Genomic DNA, 21,224 nt, shown 5'->3' with positions numbered 1-21,224 from the left:
TTTATAAACGGTTAAGCGCTTCTTTTAATTTTGATTTCTCTAAACACAATGAAATTCTAATATATCTATCTCCTTGTGATCCGAATATTTTACCTGGAGTAATAAAAATATTTTTTTTGTAAAGTAATTCATCTATCAAAATATCTGAACTTTCAAGGCTATCTGGAATCTTTGCCCAAACAAAAAGACCAACTGCATTCTTATCATATACAGTATTTAGTTTTCCTGCTATTTTCCATGCAATCTCTCTTCTTTCTCTATAAACTTTATTTAAATCATTAAACCATTTTCTATTGAGACCCAGTGCCCTTACAGCCCCTTTTTGAATTCCATAAAACATTCCCGAATCCATATTAGACTTAACCTTCAATACCGATTTAATATTTATAGAGTTTCCAATTAACATTCCAACCCTCCAACCAGACATATTAAACGATTTACTCAATGAATTAAGTTCCATTCCAACTTCTAAAGCACCTTTATGTGATAAGAAACTTTTAGGAGATTTTGTTAAAATAAAACTATACGGATTATCATTAACTATTAAAATTTTATTTTTTTTAGCAAATGAAATTAGTTCATCAAAAAAGATGTCGCTTGCCTCTGTGCCTGTAGGCATATGAGGGTAGTTTACCCACATTATTTTAACTTTAGATAAATCTAACCTCTCTAGCAGCTTAAGGTTAGGTAACCAGCCATTAATCTCATCTAATTCGTATAGTATTGACTTTGCTTCTAATAAATTTGTAACTGCAGAGTAAGTAGGATATCCCGGATTAGGAATTAAAACTTGATCTCCTGGATTTAAAAAAGCCATACTAATATGCATTATTCCTTCTTTAGAACCGATTAATGGCAGAACTTCATTTTCAGAATTTAGAGTTACACGGTAATGAGATTTGTAAAAATTAGAAATTTCTTGTCTTAATTCAGGAATACCTTGATAGCTTTGATATTGGTGAGCCTTAGAATCATTAACACTTTCTAATAAGGAAGAAATAACAGCTTTAGGAGGAAATAAATCTGGACTTCCAATACCCATATTAATAATTGGCTTTCCTATTTTAATTAAAGAAGCTACCTCTCTTAATTTTGAAGAAAAATAATATTCTTTAACATTATTTAGTCTATTAGCAGTCATATTATTTATTTCCATTATTATACTTTCCAAAGACCTTAAGCTCTAATGTCATTATTTCTAAAATTGATTGTGCTTTTTCAAAAAAAGATGAGGAATCAAAAGTCACATCTACAAAAAAAGAATATTTACCTGGAGTTTCTATAATTGGAAGAGACTGGATTTTTGTTAGGTTAAGTTTGCAATCACTCATAACATTCAAAACAGTTGCCAAACTTCCTCTTTTGTGATCTAAAATGAATTTTAGTGTAGCCTTATTATAATTAACTTTTATTGAAGATGATTTTTTTTGGATAATGACAAAACGAGTCACATTGTTACTTATGGTTTGTATCGAATCTTCAAGTATATTCAAATCATATAGATCAGCTGCTGTTTTACTTGCAATAGCTGCTCTTTTATATATATTATTTGTAATAATTTCTTTTGCTGCATTAGCAGTGTCGTCTGACTCAACAAGTTTTATATTTGGATGATTTGAAAAAAATTCTTTGCACTGTAAAAGAGCCATAGGGTGTGAATGAACCTCAAGAAGATCATCAATTTTTTGGTTAGGTAACGCTAAGAGTGAGTGCTGAATTTGATAATAATACTCACCAACAATATTAAGGTTGTTTTTGTCAATTAATGCATAATTAGGAATTATAGATCCTGCTATAGAGTTTTCTATAGCCATTACTCCATGACTTGAATCATTTTTTAAAATTGAAATGACTAAGTCATCAAAAGAACTACAGCACTCAATATAAATACTTTTATTAAAATATGATTGAGCAACTGCATGATGAAATGAGCCTTCTATACCTTGTATCGCTATTTTATTTTTTTTTACCATAAAACAAAAAAAAGTCCTGATTTATTCAGGACTGTATGTATATATTTTTTTTATTACAAAGTCCTTCAAGCTTCTGAATAGAAGTAGAAAAAATTGTTGCAGTAAAAAAAGGTAATCTTCATCAATCAGTTTATAAGTGCAAATTTATAATCACTTTTGAAATAAACAAAATTTTTATAGATATTTCGTAATATATTCATTGATAACGAAACAATTAAGTAACCTTTTAGTTTAAATCATATATTTTTACAACACCTAATGGGACTTTTAATTAAAAATATAGGAAAAAGATACGGTGATAAAAAAGTTTTATCAAATCTTTCATTAAAGTGTGAAAAGGGAGAAATAATAGGACTTCTTGGCCTAAATGGTGCTGGTAAAACAACACTAATGAAGATTTTGACTGGAATTAACTCAAAGTGGGATGGAGATATTTTTTTTAATGGAATAGATTTAAGAAAAAAACTTAAGGATATTCAACAGATAACAGGATATCTTCCAGAAAACAATCCCCTTTATAATGAATTATTTGTGTCAGAATATTTATTATTTATTTCTAAATTATATAAAGTAAAAAATCCAAAATTTGAAAAGATAATTTCAATCACTGGCTTAAATGAATATAAAAATCATAAAATTGAAAAGCTGTCAAAAGGATGTAAACAAAGAGTTGGTATTGCTGCAGCAATAATTCACGATCCTGAATTTCTTATTCTAGATGAGCCAACAACTGGACTTGATCCAATTCAAATAATTGAAATTCATAAATTAATTAAAAAACTAGGAGAAGAAAAAATAGTAATTTTCTCTTCTCACATTTTACAAGAGATTGAAGCACTATGCAACAGGGTAATTCTACTTCATAAAGGTGAAATTATTCTAGATTCATCTTTAGAAAAACTCAGAAACCCTGATGAACAAATTATTAATGTCACCTTTGATTATAGAATTGAAACTGAAGCTATATCAAGACTTCAATTTGTAGAAACTGTTAAAAATACTTTTGAGTTTGAATATGAAATTTTATTTAAAACAAATAAAGATCAAAGAAGTAAAATTTTTGATTTTGCACATGATAATGATTTAAAAATCATTAATCTTCAGCACAAAAACAAAACGCTTGAAGAAGTATTTAAAAGTCTAACAAATGATTAATTACTATATTTTAATTCCATTTAAAAATACAGTATAAATGATTTTTGCAGTATGTTCCAAAGTTTTAGAAACTGAACAATATTTTTCAAATGATAAATCTACAGCTCTTTGAGCTTTTTCAGGAGCAAAATCTCCTTCCAAAACAACATCAACATTAATTGTATGAAATAAAGCTGGAACAGCCCCTGGGATTCTTTCTCCATTCACTTCCATCTTTATAGAAGTTGGATTGATTTTTTGTTTACTCAAAATCGCAACAATATCTATACTACTGCATCCTGCTAAACCCATAAGTAATAATTCCATTGGGCTAATTCCCTTGACACTTCCTTCAGTTTTAGAATTGTTATCCAGTAACACTCTGTGTCCATTTGAATTGGCAACTTCAAACAAATAATCATTATTTATTCTTTCTAATAAAACTTTCATTTTCAATAAATTTAATTTTTAAAAATAGTGTTTAAAATAGTTTTAACCTGATTATTTTCGATTAAAAAAGCATCATGACCATGAACTGAATTTATTTCATAAAAAAAACATTTTTTTTGTAATTTCTTTAGCCTATTATATGTACTCTTATCTTCATCAGGAATAAACAACAAGTCAGAATCAACAGAAATGAGATGAATTTCTGCTGATATCGGCTCAATTAGTGTATCAAAATTTTGATTATTTCTTAAAATATTAATACTACCAAGCAAATGGTTAACCAATAGGTATCCGTCTAAAGTAAATCTATTTTTTAGTGCTTGACCGTGATGTAATAACCAACTTTCAACATTAAATATTTTTTTGTATTCATTTTCACTCCTAGCAAATCGACTACTAAATGATTCTGGTGTTCTATACAATAACATTGCATGCATCCTCGCATCTACAATAGGATCTTTTGAGTTTTTTAATATTTGTTTTTGAATAAAGGTGTTTGCTATTACCCAGTCGGTTGATTTCCAGTCCGAAGCAATTGGTATTAAATGTTTACATAGTTTTGGAGATAACACAGCCATTTCCCATGAAATCCCACCTCCTATTGAGCCACCTATTATAGCATATAAATCAGTAATTCCTAATTTTTTTAATCCATTTATAAATAGTTTTGCAATGAGTCCAGTATGAATTTTCTCAATAGACTTCCATTTATAAGAATCAATTCCATTTCCAGGGATATTAAACGAAATTACAGTATATATATTTGTATCAATCACTTTACTTGGACCTACTATTTTATTCCACCAACCGTCAACCCCAGAAAAGATTGCATTTGCTGTTAAAGGATGATTAATTAAAACAACAGGAGCTGTTCCAATATTTGGGCCAGACATGTAATAAGTTAGAGGGACTTTAATTTGTCCCTCTAAAATTTCAACAGCTAAAAAGTTTAGTGGTTTTTTATCCAATTTGAATATTAAATTAGCCTATTGATTGTTTTAAATCATCAATCAAATCATCGATATTCTCAAGCCCCACAGATAATCTGATTAGATCTTCAGTTACCCCCGTGTTTCTCTGCTCTTCAGAAGAAAGTTGTGAATGAGTTGTACTTGCTGGATGAATAATTAAAGATTTTGAATCACCTATATTGGCTAGTAATGAAAATAGTTTTGTATTATCTGCGACTTTTTTTCCCGCATTAAAACCTCCTATAAGACCAAAAGTGACAATTCCACTTTGACCTTTTGGTAAATATTTTTTTGCTAATTCATTATATTTACTTGATGATAATCCTGGGTAATTTACCCAAGAAACCTTTTCTTGACTCTGAAGCCATTTAGCTAAAGCAAGTGCGTTTTTTGAATGTTGCTCCATTCTAACTGCTAAAGTTTCTATACCCTGTATAGTCTGAAAGCTATTAAATGGACTTGCTGCAGCCCCTAAATCTCTTAACCCTTCTACTCTTATTCTTGCAATAAAAGCAGCTGGCCCAAGTGCTTCGTGATAATTTAGTCCATGATAGCTAGGGGAAGGCTCATTAAGCTCTGGAAATAATCCATTTCCATAATCAAAAGTACCCGCATCTATTATAATACCTCCTAATGCCGTTCCATTTCCATTAATATATTTAGTTGTAGAATGTATAACAATATTTGCTCCATATTTAATGGGGTTTAATAAATAAGGGGTAGCTACAGTATTATCAACAATAAAAGGAACCTTAGCCTGTTTTGCAAGCTCAGCTATTGCATGTAAATCAATTACATCAAGCTTTGGATTACCAAGTGACTCAGAATAAAATACTCTAGTATTTTCCTTAACTGCAGATTTAAAATTTATTGGATCATCTGGATCTACAAAAGTAGTAGTTATTCCAAATCTAGGGAGCGTATTACTTAACATGTTATATGTTCCACCATACAAACTATTAGAAGCTACAATATGATCCCCTGCTTTAAGAAGCATAAGTAATGCTGTGGAAATAGCAGAAGTGCCCGAAGCAGTTGACACTGCAGCAATCCCTCCTTCTAGAGTAGCTAATCTTTGTTCGAGCACGTCGTTTGTTGGATTATTTAACCTTGTATAAATATATCCTGGCTCAGCTAACGAAAACAATTTAGCGGCATGATCCGAACTATTGAATTCATATGATGTTGATTGATATATAGGAACAGCTCTTGTTCCTTGTGTTTGACTTGTATCATGCCCCGAATGAAGAGCATTAGTTTCTGTTTTATAACTCATAATTGAAATATTTTTTTTAATTTATCTATGTAATCTAATTTTTCCCAAGTGAATAATTCCACTTCTTTTGAAACCTTACCACTGTAAGGAGAATCAAAAGTTTTAATCAAAGTTTGAGGCGAACGCCCCATATGACCATATGCAGCTGTTTCAGAATAAATTGGATTCCTTAACTTTAATCTATTCTCAATACCATATGGAGTTAAATCAAAGATCTTTGAAAGCTTTTCTGAAATTTGAGAATCAGAAAAATTTACTTTTGATTTACCAAAAGTATCAACTAAAATTGACGTTGGAGATGAAACTCCAATAGCATAACTCAATTGAATCATGACCTCATCAGCTACTCCTGCAGCTACAATATTTTTAGCAATATGTCTTGCTGCATATGCTGCTGATCTATCTACCTTACTAGGGTCTTTACCACTAAAAGCTCCTCCTCCATGACCACCTTTACCTCCATATGTGTCAACTATGATTTTTCGACCCGTCAAACCTGTGTCTCCGTGGGGACCTCCAATAACAAACTTTCCAGTAGGGTTAACGTAATATTTTATAGAATCGTTTAAGAGTGACTTTATATGACTAGATTGACTTTCAAAAACTTTAGGTATAACAATTTTAATGATGTCAGATTTTATTTTTGACAGCATTGCATCGTCATCAGAATCAAAAGGATCATGTTGTGTAGAGACTACTATTGTATCAATTCTGACAGGCTTGTCATTGTCATTATATTCAATTGTAACTTGAGATTTAGCATCTGGCCTTAAGTAATTAATACGGGTATTACTTCTACGAAAATCTGCAAGAACCTTTAAAATTTGGTGAGACAAATCTAATGCAAGAGGTATATAATTATCAGTTTCATTACAAGCATACCCAAACATAATTCCTTGATCACCTGCTCCCTGTTCTTGTTTGATGTTTTTTTCGACTCCTTGACTTATATCCTGAGACTGCTCATGAATTAGGGAAATTACACCACATGAATCTCCACTAAATTGATATTCTCCTTTTGTGTATCCAATTTTATTTATAGTTTTTCTTGCTATATCTTGGACATCAATATATGTATTGCTTTTAACTTCGCCTGCCAATACAACTTGACCAGTTGTTACGAGTGTTTCACAAGCTACTTTGCTTTCTTCATCAAAGGCAAGAAAATTATCTAAAAGTGCATCAGAAATTTGATCCGCTACTTTATCGGGATGTCCTTCACTAACAGATTCAGATGTAAAAAAATATGACATTATTATTTGCTTTTCGGAAGGATTTAATCACAAATTATGTGAAAAGCAACACTGCTTTAGCATTTTTTTATAGAGGGTGCAATCAGTCAAATCCTTCCTCGTTAGTTGTCAAAATTACAATTTAATTCTTAATTAACAAAATTCATTTTTAAACGTGATTTAGTAATTATTATATAAAAATATCTTTATTTTGCATTGTAGATAATTAATAAATAATTCATGCAAGTATCTGTAGCTGGAAATATTGGTGCTGGTAAAACAAGTCTTACCGAACTTCTTGCCAAACATTATAAATGGGAAGCAAATTTTGAAGATGTGATTGACAATCCATATTTAGATGATTTTTATAATCATATGGAAAGGTGGTCGTTTAATCTTCAAATCTATTTTTTAAAAAGCAGGTTTAGTCAAATCTTACAAAATCAAAAATCAAATAAAACTGTTATTCAGGACAGAACTATATATGAAGACGCTTTTATTTTCGCTCCCAATCTTAATTCCATGGGGTTAATGAACCAAAGAGATTTTCAAAATTATAGATCGCTTTTTGAACTCATGGAAAGCACTGTTAGTCCTCCCGATCTAATAATCTATGTAAGAAGCTCAATTCCAAACCTAGTAAGTAAAATTCACAAAAGAGGACGTGAATATGAAAATTCAATAAGCATAGATTATTTAAGTAGATTAAATGAAAGATATGAGGCTTGGGTCTCAACTTATGATAAAGGAGAGTTATTAATAATAGACGTAGATAATATTGATTTTGTTAATAATAAAGAAGATTTGAAGAATATAATTAAGGAAGTTGATAATAAATTATCTTCAATCGTTTAGCTAAAAAGTCACTTATTAAGTGACTTTTTTTATTAGATAAATATAAACTAACTATTCTAATTCTATTATTTCCCCTATTTTAGGTGTAATACTTTCAACAATCTCCCACACTTCCTTTTCTGTACCTGAAAGTGTAACTTTTATAGTTTTATTAACTTTTGATTGTTCATCATTAGTAGCAGAAATTTTTACTGAAAATGTTTCTTTAGTGTCATTATCGGTAATAGTGTTAGTAAATTCAGCAGTAGTTTTATGCTTAATGTTTTCAATCGAAGCTATTCCATTAGAATCATCATGCCCACCTAAAAGAGGCGCAATTACTAATCCAACCAAGCAGGTAAGTTTAATTAAAATGTTCATTGAAGGACCAGAAGTGTCTTTAAATGGGTCACCAACTGTGTCGCCTGTAACAGCTGCTTTATGAGCATCAGATCCTTTAAAGGTCATTTCTCCATTTATCTCAACACCAGCTTCAAATGATTTTTTTGCATTATCCCAAGCTCCACCTGCATTGTTTTGAAAAATAGCCCACATCACACCACTTACACAAACACCAGCCATATATCCACCCAATGGTTCAGCTCCAAAAACTAATCCAACAAATATTGGAGTAAGTATCGTAATTAAACCGGGAAGTATCATTTCTTTTAAAGCTGCTTTTGTTGAAATATCAACACACTTTGCATATTCAGGAGTTCCTGTTCCTTCCATAATACCAGGAATCTCTCTAAACTGTCTTCTAACTTCCTCTACCATTTCCATGGCTGCTTTTCCAACAGACTCCATTGCCAAAGCAGAGAAAACGACAGGAATCATTGCCCCTACAAACAACATAGATAAAACATCAGCTTTAAAAATATTAATACCATCAATTCCTGTAAAAGTTACATATGCAGCAAACAAGGCTAAAGCTGTTAGAGCTGCAGATGCTATTGCAAAACCTTTACCAACAGCAGCGGTTGTGTTACCAACAGAATCTAGGATATCTGTTCTTTCTCTAACTTCTTTTGGAAGATTACTCATTTCGGCAACTCCTCCAGCATTATCAGCTATTGGTCCAAAAGCATCTATTGCCAATTGCATAGCTGTAGTTGCCATCATTGCAGAAGCGGCTAATGCTACTCCATAAAAACCTGCAAGAGTGTATGATCCATATATTGCTGATGCAAAAAGAATAACAGACAAAAAGGTTGATTTCATACCAACTGCTAGACCTGCAATTATATTAGTAGCAGCTCCTGTTGAACTATTTTTAACAATATCAAGAACTGGTTTTTTTCCAAGACTTGTATAATATGCTGTAACAATTGATATTAGCGCTCCAACTGCTAGTCCTATGCATGCAGCTCCAAAAACATTCATTGAAGAAATTTCTTTATAACCTTCACCAAAAAACATCATATTCATAGTCTCAGGAAGCATCCAATCAATCAAAAAATAACTTATAACAAGTGTTATTGCTATTGAAGCCCAATTCCCAAGATCCAAAGCTGCCTGAACTTTAGATTCTTTTGCATCATTATTAGATATTTTAACAAAAAAAGTTCCAATAATTGAAGCTAATATTCCTATACCGGCAATAACAATTGGAAGTAAAATCGGTCCCATATTATTAAAGTCATCTGTAAATTGTGTGTCAACTGACATGTCCCGTATTAAATAATTACCTAATACCATAGCAGCTAAAACTGTCGCAACATAAGATCCAAATAAATCAGCACCCATACCTGCTACATCTCCAACATTGTCTCCAACATTATCAGCAATTGTTGCTGGATTACGTGGGTCATCCTCGGGAATTCCAGCCTCTACTTTACCAACAAGATCTGCTCCTACATCCGCAGCTTTAGTATATATCCCTCCACCTACACGAGCAAATAAAGCAATCGATTCAGCGCCAAGAGAGAAGCCAGCTAAAGTTTCTAAAACTACAGTCATTTCATCATAAAAAGAACCAGTGCCTTTCATAAACTGAGTCATAAAAAATAAAAATAAAATGGTTAAGCCAAACACAGCTAATCCAGCTACTCCAAGACCCATAACCGTTCCTCCTCCGAAAGAAACTTGAAGTGCTTTTGGCAAACTTGTTTTGGCTGCTTCTGCAGTTCTAGCATTCGCTTCAGTAGCAATTCGCATACCAATATTTCCTGCAAGTGCTGAAAAAACTGCCCCTATAACAAATGCAGGAACAATCATCCAACTTGTTGAACTAACTAAAAGAGAAATACTATATAAAGCTATTGAGGCTATGATTACAAAAATTAAAAGCAATCGATATTCGGCATGTAAAAAAGCTAAAGCACCGTCTTTAATGGATTTGGAAATTTCTTGCATTCTTTCACTTCCTGGGTCTTGTTTTCTAACCCAAGTTGCTCGAATAAACATATAGATTAGACCTAAAAGAGAAAAAAATAATGGTATGTAGATTATATTAGCTTCCATAAAATAAAATTAAGTTTTTTGTTTTCGCGCGTAAAAATACTAATTACCTCTGAATTAGATACAAGGAAACTAAGTATTATGATAAATTACTTTTTTTACTGCTTTTATTACATCTTTAAAATTTGGTAACCACTCCTCAAGCAGGACTGGCGAAAATGGAGCTGGAGTATCAGCAGTATTTATTTTTTCAATTGGAGCGTCTAAATAATCAAAAATTTGATTTTGAACTTGATAGGTGATTTCAGTTGAAATATTTCCAAAAGGCCATGATTCTTCTAAGATAACTAACCTATTTGTTTTTTTTACAGATTCAAAAATCAACTTGTGATCCATGGGTCTTATAGTTCTAAGATCAATTATTTCACAATCAATGCCATCTTTAGCTAGAACTTCAGCGGCTTTATAAGCTTCTTTAATTATTTTACCATAAGAAACAATTGTTACATCATTTCCTGGACGTTTTATATCAGCAATACCAATAGGCAATATATATTCACCATCAGGAACTTCTCCTTTATCTCCATACATTTGCTCAGATTCCATGAAAATTACAGGATCATTATCTCTTATTGCTGCCTTAAGTAATCCTTTAGCATCATACGGATTGGATGGAACAATAACTTTCAAACCTGGAGTGTTAGCGTACCAATTGTCAAAAGCCTGAGAATGTGTAGCTCCAAGTTGACCTGCGGAACCAGTTGGTCCTCTAAAAACTATCGGACAAGGAAATTGGCCACCTGACATTTGTCTTATTTTTGCAGCATTATTTATAATTTGATCAATTCCAACTAATGCAAAATTAAATGTCATATATTCAATTATGGGTCTAGCGCCAGTCATCGTTGAACCAACTCCAATACCAGAAAATCCTGCTTCAGAAATTGGAGTATCTATAACTCTCTTTTCACCAAACTCTTCCAACATACCCTTTGAAGCTTTATATGCGCCATTATATTCTGCTACTTCTTCACCCATTAAATAAATAGTTTCATCTCGACGCATTTCCTCGGTCATTGCTTCAGCTATTGCTTGTCTAAATTGTATGGTTTTCATTTAAACTTATTGATTAAGATTTCAAATTTAAACATTTCATTCTTATTAAAACTCTATGTTCATTATAGATTTCAATAAACAAAAACTAAATTTATATGATATATATACTATATTAAATATAGCTTCGTATTAAATGTTCTGAAACTCTTAAAATGAAATTAATAGAACTTAACGTAAAGGGAATTTCTTATAGCGAGACACAATCTGGCGCATACGCACTAATACTTAGTGAAACCAACGGTAATAGAAAGCTTCCAGTAATAATTGGAGGGTTTGAAGCCCAGGCTATTGCAATCGCATTAGAGGGAGAAATCAAACTAGCAAGACCATTAACTCATGATTTATTCAAAGACTTTGGAACTTGTTTTGAAGTTAATATTAAAAAGGTGATTATTCACAAATTGGTTGACGGAGTTTTTTTTTCCAACCTAATATGTGAAAGAGATAAAATTGAAAAAATTATAGACGCTAGAACATCAGATGCAATTGCAATGGCATTAAGATTTAAAGCTCCAATTTTTATTTATGATTCTATTATGAAATCTGCAGGATTTACTAGCTCTATTAAGACAAAAACAAATGTTTCAGAAGATAATTGGAGTAAAAAAACAGTTAAAGATTCTAAAGAAAATAAACTCCCAGAAAACATAGAAAATTTTTCAATATCAAAACTTAAAAATATATTAAAAAAACTTGTTGCTGATGAAGAATATGAAAAAGCAGTAAGAGTTCGTGACCTTATCACTAAAAAAAATATTTAAGTAAATATGTTAATTTTATCTTGATAACTGTTTGTTTATTTATTTAAAACAGCTACTCATTCAGTGTATATTTGAGCAATTTATATTTAAATATTAATGCAGCAATATCTTGATCTTATAAGTTACATTCAAAAAAACGGTGTCGAAAAAACTGACAGAACTGGAACTGGTACTAAAAGTGTTTTTGGTTATCAAATGCGATTTGACCTCAACAAAGGATTTCCTTTGCTGACCACAAAAAAAATTCATATAAAATCAGTAGTACATGAATTATTATGGTTTTTAAAAGGTGATACTAATATAGATTATCTTAAGAGAAATGGTGTTAGAATATGGAATGAGTGGGCTGATGAAAATGGAGATTTAGGTCCTGTATACGGACATCAGTGGAGAAACTGGAATAGTGAAGGTATTGATCAGATAAAAGAAATGATTGAAACAATAAAAGTAAATCCAGATAGTCGTAGAATTATAGTAAGCGCATGGAATCCAAGTGTTATGCCAAATAATTCTAAATCATTCTCAGAAAACGTAGCCAATAATAAAGCAGCTCTTCCACCATGTCATGCTTTTTTTCAATGCTATATAGCGAATGGAAAACTTTCAATTCAACTTTATCAGCGAAGTGCTGATGTTTTTTTAGGAGTTCCTTTCAATATAGCTTCATATGCTTTACTGGCAATAATGCTGGCCCAAGTTACAGGATATAAACCTGGAGAATTTATACATGCTTTTGGTGATGCACACATATATTCCAATCACAAAAAACAAATTGAGGAACAATTATCTAGAAAACCAAAAAAACTTCCTAAAGTTAAATTAAATTCAAAAATTAAAAATCTTTTTGACTTTACTTATGATGATATTGAAATAACTGACTATGATCCATATCCTCTAATAAAAGGAGCTGTTTCAATTTAATTTTTTTAAAATTTTAATTAGTTTATTAATTTCAAACTCTTCATTATAAAAATGAACAGCAACCCTTATTCCTCCTCCTCTTAATGCACATCTGACACCTTTATTTTGGAGTGTTTCATATAGAATTTGATCACCAGGAATAGTATAGATACTTGAATGATCTTCTCTTTTTTTGACTACTGGATCTAAAAGATTCAATACTTTTAATTCCTCCCTAAGGAAACATCCTAAGTCTTTTTTTATTTTAATTAGATTATTGAAATCATTATTTTGTAAAAATTTAATTGCAAAATCAAGAGAGGCTGATCCCAAAAAATTAATATGTCCAGTATAAACCTTTTTATATATATCTTTTGAAGAAGATTTGGTTTGTTTAAAAAAATTATGAGAAACGGCCATATATGCATTTCCAAAACCTGCCAACATCCATTTATACCCGCTTCCAATTACAACATCAAAAGGAGAGTTGTTAAAGTCGAAAAAATCTGAGCCTATAAATTGGGTTGAATCTCCTATTATAATAAGTTTAGGGTATTTTTCTTTGATTTTCCTTAAAGCACTAAAATCAACTTTAATTCCAGACAAAAATTGGACAAGTGAAATAGCTAACACTCCATATTCATTTTTATATAATTTTTTTTCAATTTGAACCTCAAAGTCTGATGTTATGGGGATGTAATCAACTAAAAAATCTCTTTCGTTTAGTCCTTCTATTAGAGAGTTGTAATCATTTTCTAAAGCCAAAACTTTTGATTCTTTTGGCAAAAGATCTAAAACATACCTATAGCCAGTAGAAAAGTTAGAAGTGAAAAAGGTGTTTTCTTTTGAGGAATTAATGAATTTTGAAATTGTTTCTCTAAAATCATTAATCCTTTCATGATTGTCAATTTTAAACTTATCGCCTTCTGTTAAATATTCCTTTTCTAATTTATTGCGAAATTCAAATAGTTGAGTTGACAATAGACCTACATAAGCTGTGTTTAAATATGTACAAGAATTTAAAACTGGAAATAGTGAACGTATGTTATTATTCATCAATTAATCTTAGTTTTGCACTGTAAAAATAGATATTTTAATAACTCTTTTATTGTTTAACATAAAAAAATAAATACTATTGGATAATAAAACTCTTAACCAAAAATTATTAATGGAAATTGATGATAAAATAGATCCTATAAGCTTACCAAAAACAAATAAAGGTGTTACAATAATAGCAGCCGCAGGTGAAAATGATGCTTTAGGAAAAAATAATAAGTTAATATGGTATCTTCCAGAAGATCTACAAAGGTTTAAAAAATTGACGTCAGGTCATTCTGTAATTATGGGTCGAAAAACGTTTGAATCCATGCCTAAAGCTCTCCTCAATAGAAGGAATATTATTATTACGCGAAATAAAAATTATTCCGCAGAAGGAGCTGAAGTTTGTTCTAGTATAGAAAATGCATTATCTCTTGTTAAAGAAGACTTACAACCTTTCATAATAGGCGGAGGAGAAATTTACAGACAAAGTATGGCTCTAGCGGAACAAATAGAACTAACTAGAATTCATAAAGAATTTGATGCTGATACTTTTTTTCCAAATATTCCAGAAACCAAATGGAAACTGACTAGTGAAGTACAACATCCAAAATCTACAACTGATGGTTTAAGTTTTTCATATTTAACATACATAAAAAAATAAATGAAAGCATATTTATTTCCAGGCCAGGGTTCACAGTTTTCAGGAATGGGTGAAGAATTACATAAAATAAATGAAGGGAGTAAGCTATTTGAAATAGCAAATAAAATTTTAGGTTTTGACATTTCTAAAATTATGTTTAATGGGTCTAAGGAGGATTTAAAACAAACAAATGTTACCCAACCAGCAATATTTATTCATTCCGTAATTTTAAGCAAACTCCTTGGTGATTCATTTAATCCTGAGATGGTTGCTGGCCATTCTTTAGGAGAGTTTTCTGCATTAGCAGCAACAGGGTCTATTTCTTTTGAAGATGGATTAAGTCTAGTGCGTATCAGAGCTGAAGCTATGCGAAATGCATGCGACTTAGAATCTGGAACTATGGCTGCTGTATTAGGAATGGATGATAAATTAGTTGAAGAAATATGTTTTAATACAGCTGGAATTGTTGTTGCGGCTAATTATAATTGTCCAGGACAACTTGTTATTTCAGGAGAAATAAAAGCTATAGAAAAAGCGTGTGAGTCACTTAAAACCCAAGGAGCCAAAAGAGCTATCATACTTCCTGTTGGTGGAGCATTTCATTCTCCATTAATGGAGCCAGCAAGAGATCAGCTAGCTCAAGCTATTGATAGCATATCATTAAACGCCCCCTCGTGTCCCATTTATCAGAATGTTTCTTCAACTCCCACAAAGGATCCTCAAATTATTAAGACTAATCTTATTTCTCAACTAACTGCTCCAGTAAAATGGACCTCAATCATTAAAAAAATGAATATTGATGGAGCAAAAATATTTACTGAGGTTGGCCCGGGAAGTGTACTTCAAGGGTTATGTAAAAAAATTGAATCAAATTGCGAAACACAATCTGCATCAATTATTTGATTTATTTTAAAAATTTTATAATTTTTTCACAAATAAACTCAACCTGTTCATCATCAAGCTCTGTATGCATTGGAAGAGATATTACTGATTTTGATAAACTATTAGTTACCTCAAAATCTTTTTCTTCATATTTATCATTTTGATATGCTTTTTGTTGATGAAGTGGTATCGGGTAATAAACTCCACACGGAATTTGATTTTGATTTAGGTATTTGACTAGTTCATCCCTATCGGCATCCTTAATAATTAGAGTATACTGATGAAAAACATGCGAATCTTCATCTCCCAAAACCATAGGTGTTATAATGTTTTTGTGGTTTTTTAATAACTCGGTATATTTTAATGCTGATTTTTTACGAGAATTATTATAATAGTCTAAGTGCTTCAACTTTATATCTAAAATAGCAGCTTGTATAGAATCTAAACGAGAATTCACTCCAACTACATCATGGTGGTACCTCTCGTACATTCCATGATTTACAATGCCACGAATTTTATGAGCTAAAGAGTCTTTATTAGTAAAGATTGCTCCTCCATCTCCATATGCGCCTAAATTTTTAGATGGGAAAAAAGAAGTTGTCCCAATAAGTCCGATAGTTCCAGCTTTTTGCTTACTTCCATTAGAGAATTTATAATTAGCCCCAATAGCTTGAGCAGTATCTTCAATTATTTCCAGGTTATGTTTTTTTGCTACTCGAATTACTTCATCCATATTAGCTACTTGTCCAAACAAGTGAACTGGAATAATCACTTTAGATTTCTCAGTAATTGCTGAATCTAATGAATCTATATTAATATTAAAAGTTTCAGAGTCAACATCAACTAAAACTGGTGTCAATTTTAAAAGAGCTATTACCTCAACAGTGGAAGCAAATGTAAAATCAACAGTAATCACTTCATCACCTGGATTAAGATCTAAAGACATTAAAGCAATTTGAAGAGCATCTGTTCCATTTGCACATGGAATTACATGCTTTACATTAAGATAATTCTCAAGGTTTTTTTGAAAATTAGCAACAGCAGGACCATTTATAAATGATGTGTTTTCTATTACATTGTTAATTACAAGATTAACCTCCTCGGCTATTGGTTTTAACTGTCCAGCCAAATCAACCATGCTAATTTTTTTCATTTCAAAAAATTTGATTCAAAAATAAGAAAAACAAAGTTCTAAAAAATAAATATCCCCGCATAATCAATCTTACAAACCATATATTTAAGTTAATTTTATAAAAAATATTTATTTTGAAATTTTTATATTCAAAAATAACTTCTTTTATATATTCATCAACAATCAGTTTTCTGAATATTTGTCTCCCATTTTTTTCATGTAAAATATTTAAAAATCAATTATTTAGCGACAAAATAAGAGCTTTTTATTTTGGTAGAAAAAAAAACATAGACTTAATTAAAAACAATCAATTCCATGTTTTTCGTACTTTAAAATCTTCTGTTATTTGGTTTCATTGTTCTTCATTAGGTGAATTCGAACAATGTAGACCTGTAATAGAAAAAATTAAAGTACTTCTTCCTGAATATAAAATTGCTCTTACATTTTTTTCTCCATCTGGATATAATGTAGTGAAAAATTCTTCATTGGCAGATTGGGTCGGATATCTTCCATTAGACATATCAAAACAAATGAACTTAATTGTCAAATTTATAAATCCTAAAATTCTAATCTTATCAAAAAATGAATTTTGGCCTAACCTGCTTTACTCCTTAAAAAAACATAAAGTCCCTGTTATATCAGTATCCAGTTATTTTAAACCTTATAATATTTTTTGGATTTCATGGGCAGTATGGTTTAAAGATGCTCTCAAAACTATTGATCATTTCTATTTAGCTAATAGTGATTCTGAAAAAATATTAAATCAAAACGGGATATCCAACACAACCTTAGTTGGTGACATGAGAATGGACAGAGTTTTAAATATTTTAAATGAAAAAAGAGATTTAAAAATACTTGATGATTTTTTAAAAAATGATGAATGTTGGATTGCTGGAAGCACATGGGATCTAGATTATTCTTTATTTATAGATTACATACATAAAAAAGAAAGTTCAAAAGTAATACTTGCGCCTCACGAGTGTAATGAAAAATCTATTTCATTATTAATTCAAAAACTAAAAATTCCATATGTTCTTTGGAGTAATTATTCTTATGAAAATGATAAATTAAAAAAAATACTTATTCTTGATAAAGTTGGGGTTTTAAAACATGCCTACAGGTACGCTAAGTGGGTTTATATAGGTGGTGGAATGGGTCGGTCAGGATTACATAACATTCTTGAGGCTGCAGTTTATGATATGCCTGTTATAATTGGGAAAAATTATAAAAAATTTCCTGAGGCAATAGATTTAATTAAAAAAGGAGGCTGTTTTTCAGTTTCTTCGAAAACTGAATTTGAAAAAATTGTCTTAAAAATAGATGAAGAATCAAGCTTTGGAAGAATGATTAACTTTAAATACATAAAAGACCAACAAGGTGCGGCTGAAAAGATTTTCATCGAATTAAAAAAATATTTGTAAGAGAATAACATTGTGTTAACTTTGAACGCTACGATGAAAAAAAGCATATGATTAAACACAATAAAAAATATATAATATTTATTTTATTAGCAATAGCTGCAACATCTAATATTTATTCTCAGGAGCAAGAATACCCTAAATCATTTACTTTAGAAAGTTCAAATAAAAACCCTAATATAATTCTTATGATAGGAGATGGAATGGGTTTATCTCAAATTTCAGCAGGAATGTACTCTAATAAAAACTCAACTGCATTAGAAGATATGCAATATATAGGTCTGTCAAAAACACACTCATACAACCAACTAGTGACAGATTCGGCTGCAAGTGGAACAGCAATGGCATGTGGGGAGAAAACATATAACGGGGTTGTTGGTATTGACCCTAAAAATAAACAGCTTGAATCTATTCTTGAGTACTGTAATTCCAAAAACTTTTCTACTGCTTTAATTGCAACGTCTAGTATTGTTCACGCAACACCTGCTTCATTTTATGCTAATGTAAATTCAAGAAGACAGTATGAAGATATTGCTCTACAATTAAGATATAATAGTGTTGATTATTTCATTGGTGGAGGTAGAAAACACTTTAATCGTAGGTCGGATAAAAGAAATTTAATCGAAGAAATGGAAGAAGAAGGTTATGATATTGTAAATAACCTAGATAATTATAATAAATCAAGTAGTCAAAAATTAGGGTTCTTTACATATGCTGATGAGCCACCACCAATAAATTCAGGTAGAAAACCTGGACTAAAAGCCCTTGTTGAATCAACACTAGATAAATTAAAGGATGATAAAAAACCATTTTTTTTAATGGTTGAAGGATCTCAAATAGATTGGGGTGGGCATGCAAATGAGTTAGCTTATGTTATATCTGAGTTTAAAGATTTTAATAATGCCATATCAAGCGCTCTAAAATTTGCAAAAAATGATGGAAATACACTCATAGTGGTTACAGCAGATCATGAAACAGGTGGGCTTGCGCTAAAAAAAGGTAATTTAAAAAAAAGTACGGTTGTTGGCGACTTTACTACTATAGGTCATAGCGGAAGTATGGTTCCCGTGTTCAGCTTTGGTCCAAATGCTGAATTATTCAGTGGTATATATGAAAATACCGCGATATTTAGCAAGCTAAAAACCACGGTAAATTAATTTAAAATTTGAATCTTAATTATTTTGTTCTAGCGGCATCAAGAATTTCAGACTTGAATTTTTTATCATTCTCTAAAACTTCATAAAAGCTATTTAGAAACTCATAAGTCTCCTTATACTCTCTTTCATTATCAAATTGGGAAGCATGGGCTTCTAATATTGAAGTTAATTCTGCTTTTTTACTTATGTAATGCTGTCTAACTGATTCAAGAATAGAACCATCTCTTTTAAATCCTCTATATACTCTATCCTTAACAGTTTTTATACCTAATGTTTCATTAACTGTAGCATAGCTTGGATTAACAAAGCCAGTCATGTCGAAATCATATGACAAAGGGATAAGTCTTTTTCCAATATAAAGTAATTTTGCATTGTGCTGATATGCTACTGAAATATCAGTATTTCCAATTAAAAAATTAAAAAATGCATTTTGAACAGATGTTTCAGCATCCATAGCTAAAGGATGAATAAATCTGTCTACAACTTTACCATCGAATCGCTTTGCGACTATATCGTCATCCTCTATTAAAAAGCCCTTTAATTGAACCATTTTTCTTTCCTTACCCTTTCTTCCATAGATTTCAGTAAAATCAACATCTACTCTTCTTGCATTGAAATGATATGGAGAAATTTGCTCATAAAGTTTATAAGCAATGTACTCTTTCATAATATTATCATTATTGTCTGGCTCTTTCATACATGGCAAAACAAGTTTTAAACTCTTGTTGCCCTCAAAAATAGTCCCTTTAGCTGCTGATTTTTTAACTTTAACTTTAACTGGAACCCAATAACATGTATTTCGTCTAAAATTCCCCCTGGATCTGAGTTTCACGTCTAAATCCTTCCAAACTCCATCTTGTTCATAAGAAATTTGTGAATCAAAAAGAATAGTATCAATAATTTCTTTTTTTAAATTTTTATTATGGTATTTTAATTTAATTTTTAATGGCTCTTCATTTTGAAAAAGAAGAGTGTATCCGTCAGAATTTTGTCCAAAGGAAAAAAGACCAATAAATAATAACAATAATAAGTTTACTTGTTTATTCATGATATAGTGTTTATTTTTAGGGAATATAAAAAAATTTATTCAGATGCTAAACCGATATCTTGTAATTATCAATTATAAAACATTAATAGCTGTTTTAATTTCTATTGGAGTTCTCTATTTTGCCGAAAAAAACAAAATAGATTATGAAATAGATCTGACGCTAATAAGTATTGCTATTATTTTTCCATTAGTATTTTGTATTCGATCTGCTTTTCGAAGACGAGAAAAAGCATTAGAACATTTAAGTCAATTCAGAAGTAACCTAAGAACAATCGAACATTATCTTAAGATGAGTAAACTTGGTGATGTTAAATCTAAAGAACTTTCTTTACTGATTTCGGGAGTTGAAAATGATTTCTTAAAAGAACTATCAAAGCCAGATATTAACTTAAAAAAAATAGATAATAATACTGAAGAGGTATTTAACTTTTTAAAAAACAACGAAGAAGATATTTCAGGAGGAATACGTCAAAAGGTGGTTCGTTTTTTAAGAGATGTTAGCGACAGTCAAGACAATTTGATCGCAATACACCTTCACAGAACTCCAATCAGTCTGAAGGCTTATTGTTTAATCTTTATTTATCTTTTTCCTCTAGTTTATACTCCTACTATAATTCATAAAATGGGAAACGAAGCAGGTGCGATGATTTTAACTTATTTTGTTGTTATTTTAAGCGAATTCATACTTATATCTCTTTATAACATTCAAGATCAAATGGAATACCCTTTTGATGATAACGGTTTGGATGATATCCAATTACAGAAATTTAAATTTAAAAGATAATTTAGAATAATAAAACCTCACTTATAAGTGAGGTTTTTTTTTGTGCGGGTGAAGGGACTCGAACCCCCAAGCCGT

20 protein-coding genes are annotated in these 21,224 nt (G+C 30.7%); 9 read left to right on the top strand and 11 right to left on the bottom strand.

Annotation, left to right across the window (positions count from 1 at the left end):
* Position 1: 1 nt before the first annotated feature.
* Together AC34EU_RS06125 and AC34EU_RS06120 are read right to left on the bottom strand one after the other, a co-directional pair.
* Positions 2-1,156, bottom strand: coding sequence for a pyridoxal phosphate-dependent aminotransferase (locus tag AC34EU_RS06125; protein ID WP_487534102.1), 1,155 nt, complete (start codon positions 1,154-1,156; stop codon positions 2-4).
* The gene (locus AC34EU_RS06120) at positions 1,143-1,973 is read right to left on the bottom strand and encodes a prephenate dehydratase (protein ID WP_487534101.1); all 831 of its coding nucleotides are present in this window, start codon (positions 1,971-1,973) and stop codon (positions 1,143-1,145) included. The genes AC34EU_RS06125 and AC34EU_RS06120 overlap by 14 nt, the downstream gene beginning before the upstream one ends.
* A gap of 258 nt (positions 1,974-2,231) precedes the next feature.
* Between AC34EU_RS06120 and AC34EU_RS06115 the strand changes: the two genes are divergently transcribed.
* Positions 2,232-3,128 (top strand): ATP-binding cassette domain-containing protein, encoded by an 897-nt coding sequence (locus tag AC34EU_RS06115; protein ID WP_487534100.1) that lies wholly within the window; start codon positions 2,232-2,234, stop codon positions 3,126-3,128.
* A gap of 3 nt (positions 3,129-3,131) precedes the next feature.
* On the opposite strand, the gene AC34EU_RS06110 is transcribed toward AC34EU_RS06115, so the two are convergent.
* Genes AC34EU_RS06110 through metK form a run of 4 tightly spaced genes read right to left on the bottom strand, consistent with a single transcriptional unit; the run spans position 3,132 to position 7,057 of the window.
* Complete coding sequence (locus AC34EU_RS06110; RefSeq protein ID WP_487534099.1) at positions 3,132-3,557, bottom strand: OsmC family protein; 426 nt, start codon at positions 3,555-3,557, stop codon at positions 3,132-3,134.
* An 11-nt stretch (positions 3,558-3,568) separates the two neighbouring features.
* Complete coding sequence (locus AC34EU_RS06105; protein WP_487534098.1) at positions 3,569-4,525, bottom strand: alpha/beta fold hydrolase; 957 nt, start codon at positions 4,523-4,525, stop codon at positions 3,569-3,571.
* Positions 4,526-4,538: 13 nt separating this feature from the next.
* Complete coding sequence (locus AC34EU_RS06100; protein WP_487534097.1) at positions 4,539-5,804, bottom strand: O-acetylhomoserine aminocarboxypropyltransferase/cysteine synthase family protein; 1,266 nt, start codon at positions 5,802-5,804, stop codon at positions 4,539-4,541.
* Positions 5,801-7,057, bottom strand: coding sequence for a methionine adenosyltransferase (gene metK / locus AC34EU_RS06095; protein WP_487534096.1), 1,257 nt, complete (start codon positions 7,055-7,057; stop codon positions 5,801-5,803). The genes AC34EU_RS06100 and metK overlap by 4 nt, the downstream gene beginning before the upstream one ends.
* A 219-nt stretch (positions 7,058-7,276) precedes the next feature.
* On the opposite strand from metK, the gene AC34EU_RS06090 reads away from it, so the two are divergent.
* Positions 7,277-7,891, top strand: coding sequence for a deoxynucleoside kinase (locus AC34EU_RS06090; protein ID WP_487534095.1), 615 nt, complete (start codon positions 7,277-7,279; stop codon positions 7,889-7,891).
* A 51-nt stretch (positions 7,892-7,942) separates the two neighbouring features.
* Here AC34EU_RS06090 and AC34EU_RS06085 read toward each other — a convergent pair whose 3' ends face one another.
* Together AC34EU_RS06085 and AC34EU_RS06080 are read right to left on the bottom strand one after the other, a co-directional pair.
* A complete protein-coding gene (locus AC34EU_RS06085; RefSeq protein ID WP_487534094.1) occupies positions 7,943-10,333 on the bottom strand; it encodes a sodium-translocating pyrophosphatase in 2,391 nt (796 codons plus the stop codon).
* Positions 10,334-10,402: 69 nt separating this feature from the next.
* Positions 10,403-11,386, bottom strand: a complete 984-nt coding sequence (locus AC34EU_RS06080; RefSeq protein WP_487534093.1) for a pyruvate dehydrogenase complex E1 component subunit beta — start codon at positions 11,384-11,386, stop codon at positions 10,403-10,405.
* 152 nt (positions 11,387-11,538) lie between these two features.
* On the opposite strand from AC34EU_RS06080, the gene AC34EU_RS06075 reads away from it, so the two are divergent.
* Positions 11,539-12,147, top strand: a complete 609-nt coding sequence (locus AC34EU_RS06075; RefSeq protein ID WP_487534092.1) for a bifunctional nuclease family protein — start codon at positions 11,539-11,541, stop codon at positions 12,145-12,147.
* A 96-nt stretch (positions 12,148-12,243) separates the two neighbouring features.
* Positions 12,244-13,068, top strand: coding sequence for a thymidylate synthase (locus AC34EU_RS06070; protein ID WP_487534091.1), 825 nt, complete (start codon positions 12,244-12,246; stop codon positions 13,066-13,068).
* Here AC34EU_RS06070 and AC34EU_RS06065 read toward each other — a convergent pair.
* A complete protein-coding gene (locus AC34EU_RS06065; RefSeq protein ID WP_487534090.1) occupies positions 13,060-14,103 on the bottom strand; it encodes an aminotransferase class V-fold PLP-dependent enzyme in 1,044 nt (347 codons plus the stop codon). The two genes, AC34EU_RS06070 and AC34EU_RS06065, sit on opposite strands and share 9 nt — an antisense overlap.
* A 79-nt stretch (positions 14,104-14,182) precedes the next feature.
* Between AC34EU_RS06065 and AC34EU_RS06060 the strand changes: the two genes are divergently transcribed.
* Together AC34EU_RS06060 and fabD are read left to right on the top strand one after the other, a co-directional pair.
* The gene (locus tag AC34EU_RS06060) at positions 14,183-14,749 is read left to right on the top strand and encodes a dihydrofolate reductase (protein WP_487534089.1); all 567 of its coding nucleotides are present in this window, start codon (positions 14,183-14,185) and stop codon (positions 14,747-14,749) included.
* Entirely contained in the window at positions 14,750-15,631 is an 882-nt protein-coding gene (gene fabD, locus AC34EU_RS06055) for an ACP S-malonyltransferase (RefSeq protein ID WP_487534088.1), read from the top strand.
* Between the two features lies 1 nt (position 15,632).
* Here fabD and AC34EU_RS06050 read toward each other — a convergent pair whose 3' ends face one another.
* Entirely contained in the window at positions 15,633-16,763 is a 1,131-nt protein-coding gene (locus AC34EU_RS06050) for a DegT/DnrJ/EryC1/StrS family aminotransferase (protein ID WP_487534087.1), read from the bottom strand.
* Between the two features lie 113 nt (positions 16,764-16,876).
* Here AC34EU_RS06050 and AC34EU_RS06045 point away from each other — a divergent pair, with 113 nt between their 5' ends.
* A complete protein-coding gene (locus tag AC34EU_RS06045) occupies positions 16,877-18,163 on the top strand; it encodes a 3-deoxy-D-manno-octulosonic acid transferase (RefSeq protein WP_487534086.1) in 1,287 nt (428 codons plus the stop codon).
* 47 nt (positions 18,164-18,210) lie between these two features.
* Positions 18,211-19,317 carry an alkaline phosphatase gene (locus AC34EU_RS06040; RefSeq protein ID WP_487534085.1) on the top strand — a complete coding sequence of 369 codons (1,107 nt, stop codon included), beginning with the start codon at positions 18,211-18,213 and terminating at the stop codon, positions 19,315-19,317.
* Positions 19,318-19,336: 19 nt separating this feature from the next.
* On the opposite strand, the gene AC34EU_RS06035 is transcribed toward AC34EU_RS06040, so the two are convergent.
* Positions 19,337-20,365, bottom strand: coding sequence for a hypothetical protein (locus AC34EU_RS06035; RefSeq protein WP_487534084.1), 1,029 nt, complete (start codon positions 20,363-20,365; stop codon positions 19,337-19,339).
* A 43-nt stretch (positions 20,366-20,408) separates the two neighbouring features.
* Here AC34EU_RS06035 and AC34EU_RS06030 point away from each other — a divergent pair, with 43 nt between their 5' ends.
* Positions 20,409-21,149 carry a hypothetical protein gene (locus AC34EU_RS06030; protein ID WP_487534083.1) on the top strand — a complete coding sequence of 247 codons (741 nt, stop codon included), beginning with the start codon at positions 20,409-20,411 and terminating at the stop codon, positions 21,147-21,149.
* Positions 21,150-21,224: the final 75 nt, after the last annotated feature.

This window comes from Candidatus Marivariicella framensis, from assembly GCF_982709265.1.
The sequence above is the reverse complement of the archived record's forward strand: the minus strand, read 5'-3'. Positions and strand labels throughout refer to the sequence as shown.

Bases quoted from the DNA above. Each gene is read 5' to 3' on its own strand.
- AC34EU_RS06080 (WP_487534093.1), bottom strand. From the start codon at position 11,386: ATGAAAACCATACAATTTAGACAAGCAATAGCTGAAGCAATGACCGAG.
- fabD (WP_487534088.1), top strand. From the start codon at position 14,750: ATGAAAGCATATTTATTTCCAGGCCAGGGTTCACAGTTTTCAGGAATG.
- AC34EU_RS06070 (WP_487534091.1), top strand. From the start codon at position 12,244: ATGCAGCAATATCTTGATCTTATAAGTTACATTCAAAAAAACGGTGTC.
- AC34EU_RS06050 (WP_487534087.1), bottom strand. From the start codon at position 16,763: ATGAAAAAAATTAGCATGGTTGATTTGGCTGGACAGTTAAAACCAATA.
- AC34EU_RS06090 (WP_487534095.1), top strand. From the start codon at position 7,277: ATGCAAGTATCTGTAGCTGGAAATATTGGTGCTGGTAAAACAAGTCTT.
- AC34EU_RS06125 (WP_487534102.1), bottom strand. From the start codon at position 1,156: ATGGAAATAAATAATATGACTGCTAATAGACTAAATAATGTTAAAGAA.
- AC34EU_RS06040 (WP_487534085.1), top strand. From the start codon at position 18,211: ATGATTAAACACAATAAAAAATATATAATATTTATTTTATTAGCAATA.
- AC34EU_RS06030 (WP_487534083.1), top strand. From the start codon at position 20,409: ATGCTAAACCGATATCTTGTAATTATCAATTATAAAACATTAATAGCT.
- AC34EU_RS06035 (WP_487534084.1), bottom strand. From the start codon at position 20,365: ATGAATAAACAAGTAAACTTATTATTGTTATTATTTATTGGTCTTTTT.
- AC34EU_RS06085 (WP_487534094.1), bottom strand. From the start codon at position 10,333: ATGGAAGCTAATATAATCTACATACCATTATTTTTTTCTCTTTTAGGT.
- AC34EU_RS06065 (WP_487534090.1), bottom strand. From the start codon at position 14,103: ATGAATAATAACATACGTTCACTATTTCCAGTTTTAAATTCTTGTACA.
- AC34EU_RS06100 (WP_487534097.1), bottom strand. From the start codon at position 5,804: ATGAGTTATAAAACAGAAACTAATGCTCTTCATTCGGGGCATGATACA.
- AC34EU_RS06075 (WP_487534092.1), top strand. From the start codon at position 11,539: ATGAAATTAATAGAACTTAACGTAAAGGGAATTTCTTATAGCGAGACA.
- AC34EU_RS06115 (WP_487534100.1), top strand. From the start codon at position 2,232: ATGGGACTTTTAATTAAAAATATAGGAAAAAGATACGGTGATAAAAAA.
- AC34EU_RS06110 (WP_487534099.1), bottom strand. From the start codon at position 3,557: ATGAAAGTTTTATTAGAAAGAATAAATAATGATTATTTGTTTGAAGTT.
- metK (WP_487534096.1), bottom strand. From the start codon at position 7,057: ATGTCATATTTTTTTACATCTGAATCTGTTAGTGAAGGACATCCCGAT.
- AC34EU_RS06120 (WP_487534101.1), bottom strand. From the start codon at position 1,973: ATGGTAAAAAAAAATAAAATAGCGATACAAGGTATAGAAGGCTCATTT.